This is a genomic window from Shewanella sp. 4t3-1-2LB (assembly GCF_017368415.1).
GTDB lineage: Bacteria > Pseudomonadota > Gammaproteobacteria > Enterobacterales > Shewanellaceae > Shewanella > Shewanella fodinae.
Genome location: NZ_JAFNJD010000041.1, coordinates 35,646 through 42,836 on the forward strand (window position 1 = coordinate 35,646; position 7,191 = coordinate 42,836).

Sequence of the window (7,191 nt, forward strand, 5' to 3'; positions counted from 1 at the left end):
GCTGGCATAGAGTTAAGCATACCTGCAATCAGAAAAGGACCTTGTTATGGCAAATAACACAGTTCAACACGGCACCATCGCGTACCGTAGTGAAGAGGACAGCATGGGTTCAATCCAGGTACCCGCAGACCGTTACTGGGGCGCACAGACGCAACGCAGTAGTGAAAATTTTCGCATCGGCGGCGCTCAACGCTTCAACTTTTCACCAACGTTTATCCGGGCTTATGCCATTCTGAAAAAAAGTGCGGCGCTTGCTAACTTGCAACTCGGGCTACTAGATCGTAGCGTGGCGCAGGCGATTGTGGCGGCTGCCGATGAAGTGATTGCCGGACAACTCCAAGATAATTTTCCGTTAGTTGTGTGGCAGACGGGCAGTGGCACTCAGACCAATATGAATCTCAACGAGGTGCTGGCGGGCCGTGCCAATGAACTACTGACGGGTAAACGCGGTGGTAAGACACCGGTGCATCCCAACGATCATGTCAATAAAGGCCAAAGTAGTAACGATAGTTTCCCTACCGCGATGCATCTGGCCGCCAGTGATGCCCTAGTGCGGCAGTTGCTACCCGTGCTGGACAACATCATTGCTGCGTTGCAGCACAAGGCGGTTGAGTGGCAGGCGCTGATCAAAATTGGTCGAACACATCTGCAAGATGCAACACCTTTGACCTTAGGGCAGGAATTTAGCGCCTTTGCCACACAGTTTCAGTTTGTCAGAACCGGACTAAAACAATCACTTAACGGTGTATTGGCATTGCCTATCGGGGGCACAGCAGTTGGCACCGGTCTTAACAGCCACAAGGACTTTCCGGCATTAGTGGTGAAATATGCCTCCGATGAATTGGCACAACCGTTCCGCGAAATGGATAACAAGTTTTTTGGGTTAGCCGCCCATGAGCCACTGGTGCAGCTATCAGGTGCCTTGAAAACCACCGCCGTTGCCGCGATGAAGTTGGCTAATGATATTCGGTTACTGGGCAGTGGCCCGCGCTGTGGCTTAAATGAGTTGTTGTTACCCGCCAACGAGCCTGGCTCCAGCATTATGCCGGGCAAAGTTAATCCAACGCAGTGTGAAGCGTTATCCATGGTGTGCTGCCAGGTTATTGGCAATGATGCGGCAGTGACCGCAGGCGGCATGCAGGGCCAGCTGCAACTGAATGTGTTTAAGCCCTTGATCATTCACAATGTCTTGCAAAGTATTCAGTTACTTAGTGATGCACTCGCGAGTTTTAACGAGCATTGTCTGCAGGGCTTGATGGCCAATCATCAGCAATTAACACATCACCTTGAGCATAGCCTGATGCTGGTGACTGCCTTGAATCCGGTAATTGGCTACGATAAGGCCGCTCAGGTCGCGAAGAAAGCATTGAAAGACAATATCAGTTTGCAACAGGCGGCAGAGCAATTAGGTTTTTTAAACAAAGAAGCGTTTAATCAGGCGGTTAGACCAGAGCAGATGTTAGCGCCTAATGACTGATTTGCTGTAAAAAAAGCCCCTGTTAAAGGGGCTTGGCTTACAGGGAGGGTAAGGGAGTAACCCTGTAAAACTCGGAATCGATCAGAATTTGGCGGTGAGGCCAATGAATAGCTGACGTCCTAGCGGATCATAGCTGCCTGGGAAGGTGTTGCCGTTGCCAAAGGAACTCAACACGTTAGAGACAATCACCGGTGGATCCTTGTCCAGTAGGTTATTGATCCCTGCCCGCAACTGAATGTTGTCAGTCAAGGTCATGCTACCGGACAGATCAAAGTAGTTGTAGGCACCAATATGGTCGTTAACGTAGTAATGATCACTTCCTGCCAGGAATTCATTGTCGGTGTTGGATGAAAGATCCACGCTTCCCAGATAACGCCACAGCAGTGATACTTGGGCATCGTACCAAGGTGTTGCCCAAGTCATGCGGGCATTATGGCGCCAAGTCGGGGCTGGCTGACCACATGTTGGGCCAAACAGACCTTTACAATCGTAGGTGCCAAGACCAGGTTGTGGTTCAGTCACCATCTCTTTTAACCAAGTTCCCACCAATTGGAAGTTCAACGCCCCCCATTCGCCCAGTTCATACTGGTAAGCGGTATTGATATCGATACCGGAGGTTTGCAAATAGCCGGTGTTGAGTGTGGTGGAGACCACATAACCCTCAGTCCCAAACAGCGAACCCGCACCGCTGCGGTGGAACAGGTCACAATAGTAACTGTTACCGGTGCTGAGACACTGGTTGATAATCAAAGTCGGATCGATAGTGCTGATATAGTCTTTGACCTTGATAGTGTAATAATCCAGTGACACCGACAGATCCGGTATTGCTGTAGGGGTGAGCACGATTCCGTAAGTGTAGGTATCGGCTTGTTCCGGTTTCAGGTAAGGATTACCGCCAAACTGATAGACGCACTGATTTGCTGGGCATTCCACAATATGGCCATATTGGGCTTCTGTTACGCCAGTATGGGCACATTTTTCTTTACTGGCCGAGGGCGAGCTACCCGCACAAGGGTCGCTGCCAGAGTAGTTGGATAGGCCCTGCGAAGAGAACAGTTCGTTGACATTCGGTGCGCGGATGGCATGGTTGTAACTGCCACGCAAACGCAGGTCGTCGTTCGGAGAGTAAGTGAGCTCTACTTTATAGGTATTAGCACTGTAGCTGGTGTCATTACCTTGGTCGTCGTTGTTATCGTATTTGGAGTAACGATAACCGCCAGTAACACCAAGATATTTTGCCCCTGGCGCATTTTCAATAATGGGCAGATCCAGCTCGGTATAGCCTTCACTCACTTTAATTTCGCCGTAGGCATCATCAGAACCGTTGGCTTTGGCGATGGCATCCGCATTGAATTCATAGACTTCGCGACGATGTTCGCCACCAATCACCAATGCTGGCCCCATATCTGCCCAAGGCAGCTTAATGCCGTAATAATCGAGATCAATCTGACTAAAGCCACTGAGTACGTCCAAGGTCTGAGTGCTGTCAGTGGAGCTGGTGGTGAGAATATAGTCCAGCCCCGCATCTGAAATACCACTGTAGGCAAACACATCAATCGGCACACAGTCACTGTCGGTACCGCTTACGACGGATTGGCACACCACATTCCCGGCATCATCTGTAACCGCCAGTAGCGCGTTGGCCGCTTTGAACTGATCAACATCGTTCATGTAACGTTCTTGGTATAGCGCCACCGTACGCAGGTAACTCACGTCATAACTGATACCATCGGTAATGTCACCTTTCAGACCAAAGTTAAAGCGATAGTCGGTATGGCGCAGGTCATCGCGGCGCGGGCGGGCATTAGTACCGTCGAGCCGATAGCCCACATAAGTGTCAATCACTTCGTTGGTTCCTGCTGCTGTACCGCACAACGCTGAACGTTGTTGATCGCTCATCAGTGGGTTATCACAGTTGATGGCGAAATCGCTACCAAACCATAACGCTGAAGGAGCGACTTGGGAGACGCTATGATCGTCCATGAACATAAAGCTGCCGTACACCTGTGTGGTGTCGGAAACATTATAGTGAGTCATCATCCCGGCGGTGTAACGGCGGTCCATACGCTGGATGTAGTTGAGCGGACTGAAGTTATACAGATAGTCATCACTGTATTGGTCCCAGACTTTCTGACCATCTTTGGTGTTGTTATAAGAACCACCAGTATTGGGGCCGCTCAGCACGGTGAAACGCCCCCAAGGGTTGTTGCCGGAGCCGCCGCAAGCATAGCCATTAAGCGTGCTGTTGGCACTGATAGAGCAGGCAGAGTAGTCACGTTCACTTTGTACTACCGGTTCAGTACGGCGGTAACCGGCATAAAACGTTATATTGCCTTTGTCGTCAGCAAAGTCAGTACCTGCGGCTAAGTTGAAGTCATACTTTTCACCGTCGGTGACTGAACCGGGTGCCGTTTCATAGCCATAGCTACTTACCAAGTCTCGTAAACCATCATCGTTGTTATTGTGCTGATAGGTACTGGCTTGAGTGTCAAATACGATGCCGTTAAGGTCATCCTGCAAAATAAAGTTAACCACCCCGGAAATGGCATCGGAACCATAAACGGCAGAAGCACCGCCGGTGACCACATCAATGCGTTTGACCAGCGCCGAGGGGATGAAGTTCATGTCCATAGCCATGGTGGGCAATATACGTTGTCCATTGACTAGCGTCAGCACACGGTTTGAACCCAGATTACGCAAGTTGATCTGCGCTGTACCATCAGCACCGTTGGAGACGTTCTCGTTAGCGTCGGGAGTAAACTGCGGCATCTTATTGAGGACACCTTCCACAGTCGTCGCCCCTTGGAACTTGATATCTTTCTCATCCACCGTAGAAATAGGACTGTTAGTGGCAAATTCTGCCCGCTGAATGCGGGTGCCCGTCACCGTCACGGTTTCCATTTTTTTCTCTTTCTGAGTGCTGTCGCCGTTGGCATCGTCAGCTTCATCGGCATAGCTCAGAAATGGCGGTGTGGTGGTCAGCAGTAAACACACTGCCAGAGCCCTCCGTCCAATTGCTGCATCGCTCTTCATGGCTTTCCTCTTCACTTCATCTGTATGGGTCTTGTTGTTCTGTGGTGTTAGTTAATTCACGTTTTACTAACATGTATAATAAACACACAATCAAAATAGTATGTCAAATATATTATACGATATTCGATATATAATTTTGTAAATGCGGAGATAAGGGCGATGTTGTAATGACCTGTATTTTGGGTAGTAAAGTGCGATGATGTATTGAACAATTTACATTTAAATTATTGTATTTATTTGTTTTTATATTTTTGGTTGTGACTGGCAGTTGTCATCCGATGTCACTGGGTAAGTTGATTGGGCTGGGCGTGAGTCGACGGTTATATTTTTATCGTATTAAAAAATATTATTCAGTAGCGTTAGCGAATGGGAAGTAATTGCGCTGCAATAAATGAGGTTTTTTAACAAAACAGCAGTATTGGCTGATGTTGTTCACCGACAGTACATGTTGATGCCAATCAAGCGTGTATTCGTCATATTTGTTGTATCAACGTCGGTTATTCAGCGGATTAAACCTGTTACAATGCAGCAGTTTTGTACCTGGCTGGTAGCGTGACCAGACCAGAGTTGTCCGGGTTCGGGAAGGTCTATGTCAGCGCTGTCGTCTCATTTGTCCCATAGCCAATTGGCTGGGTGGTTGGTACTAGCCACCTGGGGCTTGTATCTATTGGTGTTGGCATTGGGTTGGCCGCCTTATCTGCCAGCGTTGGCATCCTGGTTGGCAATCGGTTATTGCTGGAGTGCGCTCAGCCGTTCAGCCCGCAAGCAATCCGCTATTTTGTTTGGCTTGGGCGTGTTGATGTTGGTGTGGGGTGTGCTGCATGGCGTGGGGCTGGATTTCTATAATGCTGCGACTCGTAACCTGCCGCTGTTATCCATGTTTGTAGCAGTATCGTTTTTGGCGTTGACCAATCCAGAACAGGAAGATCAGTCACAACCAACGGGCCGTAAGGGCTTCTGGTCAACCATTCTTTCATGCCATCTTTTAGGCGCTGCGATTAACCTGTCGATTATCTTCGTAGTGGGCGATCGCTTGACGCGTAAAAATCCGCTGACCGATGAGCAAATCCGGGTGCTGATGCGGGGTTTTTGTGCCGGAGCTTATTGGTCGCCTTTCTTTGTGGCTTTTGGGGTAGCGATGACCTATGCCCCCGGCGCACAGTGGACGTCCACATTTCTGCCGGGTCTGATAATGGCAGGGCTGATGTTTGCGCTGACTTACTTCGAAGCTAGCCGTGGTAACCTGCAGGCGTTTCGCGGCTACCCGCTGAAACGCGATAGTCTGGTCATTCCCGGGTTGCTGGCAATCGTGGTGCTGACGCTGCACAGCATGTATGAACAGACCAATATTCTAACCATTATTAGCGTTATTGCGCCGTTGGGAGCATTACTATTTTTACGTGGCAGACCCAGGCGCAAAGTGCTGGTGAACTATGTCGAGCAGCGTCTGGCAGGTGTTGCCAGCCAGTTTTCACTCTTCTTGGCGGCGGGTGTATTTTCGACCGGGGTAGCAGCCATGATTGCCTGTTATCCATCCCTATTTAGTTTCTCGGCAACGCATCTGACACCAACACTATTTTGGGGGATCAGCGCTATTATGATCCTCGCTGGACTCATAGGGGTGCATCCGGTGGTCAGCGTGTCGCTGGTGGCGCCTTTACTGATGCCGCTAGTGAGTAACATGAACCAATTGGCATTTTTGTATCTGTCGGTATGGGGCACAGCCACCGCGGTGAGTCCATTGTCAGGGGTCGGCTTGTCGATGGTGAGTCGCTATAACGCCAGTAGCCGCACTATTTTGCGGCAAAACTGGCGCTATATGTTAGCCATGTGGCTGGCCGCTGGTGGTGTCAACGCACTGTTATTTGGCTGAGTTGCAATTGGACATTTCCGAGTTAAGGCCTCAACAATAACTTGTCAGTTTCGGAATAAAATTTCTTTGGGTTAACGCTTACGTAACGGGTTGGTTTGGAGCGCCGAATTTTTCGGGGCAATATAACGCCCGCAGCACGCGCGGCTTTGTAATGGAGGCGCAGCCGCAATGAAAAAGCCGTCGCTATGCCTGCGATTGTTAGGCATTTTTTGCAGCCCAATCAGATACTTTATTTTCTAGATCTCCAAAAATCATAATATGCCTTAATCTGAAATGAGGGTCTGACGAAGCCTTCTCCAGCCTCTGAGCAAGCAACCCTGCGCATATGGCACGATCCTCTAGGGTGAGTAAATCGGATTCCATTGCTTCTCCTAACACAAAGCAAACGTTGAGGAATGGAGCAATTTTTTGCCCCTTGTAATAAGCTTTCGTCCTAATCTCATCGAGCTGCTCCATTATATTGGGTAATTGGCATACTCGATTTACAAAGGCTTGATCATTATATTGCGCTTTCAGCTCCGCTTGGATTTTTGCAAAATACATTCTCAACTTTATTGCTTCAAACACAATTTCGACTCCTTACGGCTCGGATGCCTAACGCCGCGCACATGGGCGGCCGAAACAGAGCGAAGCGGCGTGTAGGCCGTCCCAGCCCGCGCTTTTTGCGGGCGAATGCTGCGCCTTGTATGGTTAATTCCGTGTGTTTTTGGGTAAATTGAGACCCACCCTCAACGGCCATTGAGGGTCTTCATGCAGCAGCTCGATTTAGCGCAGGCTCCTTTTACGAGAGACCGGTAACAAGTGTGCA

General features: G+C 49.5%; 4 protein-coding genes. 2 read left to right on the plus strand and 2 right to left on the minus strand.

All coding sequences use genetic code 11. The features are described from left to right. Positions 1-46 precede the first annotated feature (46 nt). Positions 47-1,477: a class II fumarate hydratase gene (gene fumC, locus J3L11_RS14520; protein ID WP_207571460.1), complete on the plus strand. Its 1,431-nt coding sequence runs from the start codon at positions 47-49 to the stop codon at positions 1,475-1,477. 81 nt (positions 1,478-1,558) lie between these two features. On the opposite strand, the gene J3L11_RS14525 is transcribed toward fumC, so the two are convergent. Then, positions 1,559-4,510 (minus strand): TonB-dependent receptor, encoded by a 2,952-nt coding sequence (locus tag J3L11_RS14525; RefSeq protein ID WP_207571461.1) that lies wholly within the window; start codon positions 4,508-4,510, stop codon positions 1,559-1,561. 589 nt (positions 4,511-5,099) lie between these two features. Between J3L11_RS14525 and J3L11_RS14530 the strand changes: the two genes are divergently transcribed. Continuing rightward, the gene (locus tag J3L11_RS14530) at positions 5,100-6,383 is read left to right on the plus strand and encodes a hypothetical protein (protein ID WP_207571462.1); all 1,284 of its coding nucleotides are present in this window, start codon (positions 5,100-5,102) and stop codon (positions 6,381-6,383) included. A 198-nt stretch (positions 6,384-6,581) separates the two neighbouring features. Here the strand turns inward: J3L11_RS14530 and J3L11_RS14535 are convergent, their stop codons facing one another. Beyond that, positions 6,582-6,950, minus strand: a complete 369-nt coding sequence (locus J3L11_RS14535; RefSeq protein ID WP_207571463.1) for a hypothetical protein — start codon at positions 6,948-6,950, stop codon at positions 6,582-6,584. Positions 6,951-7,191: the final 241 nt, after the last annotated feature.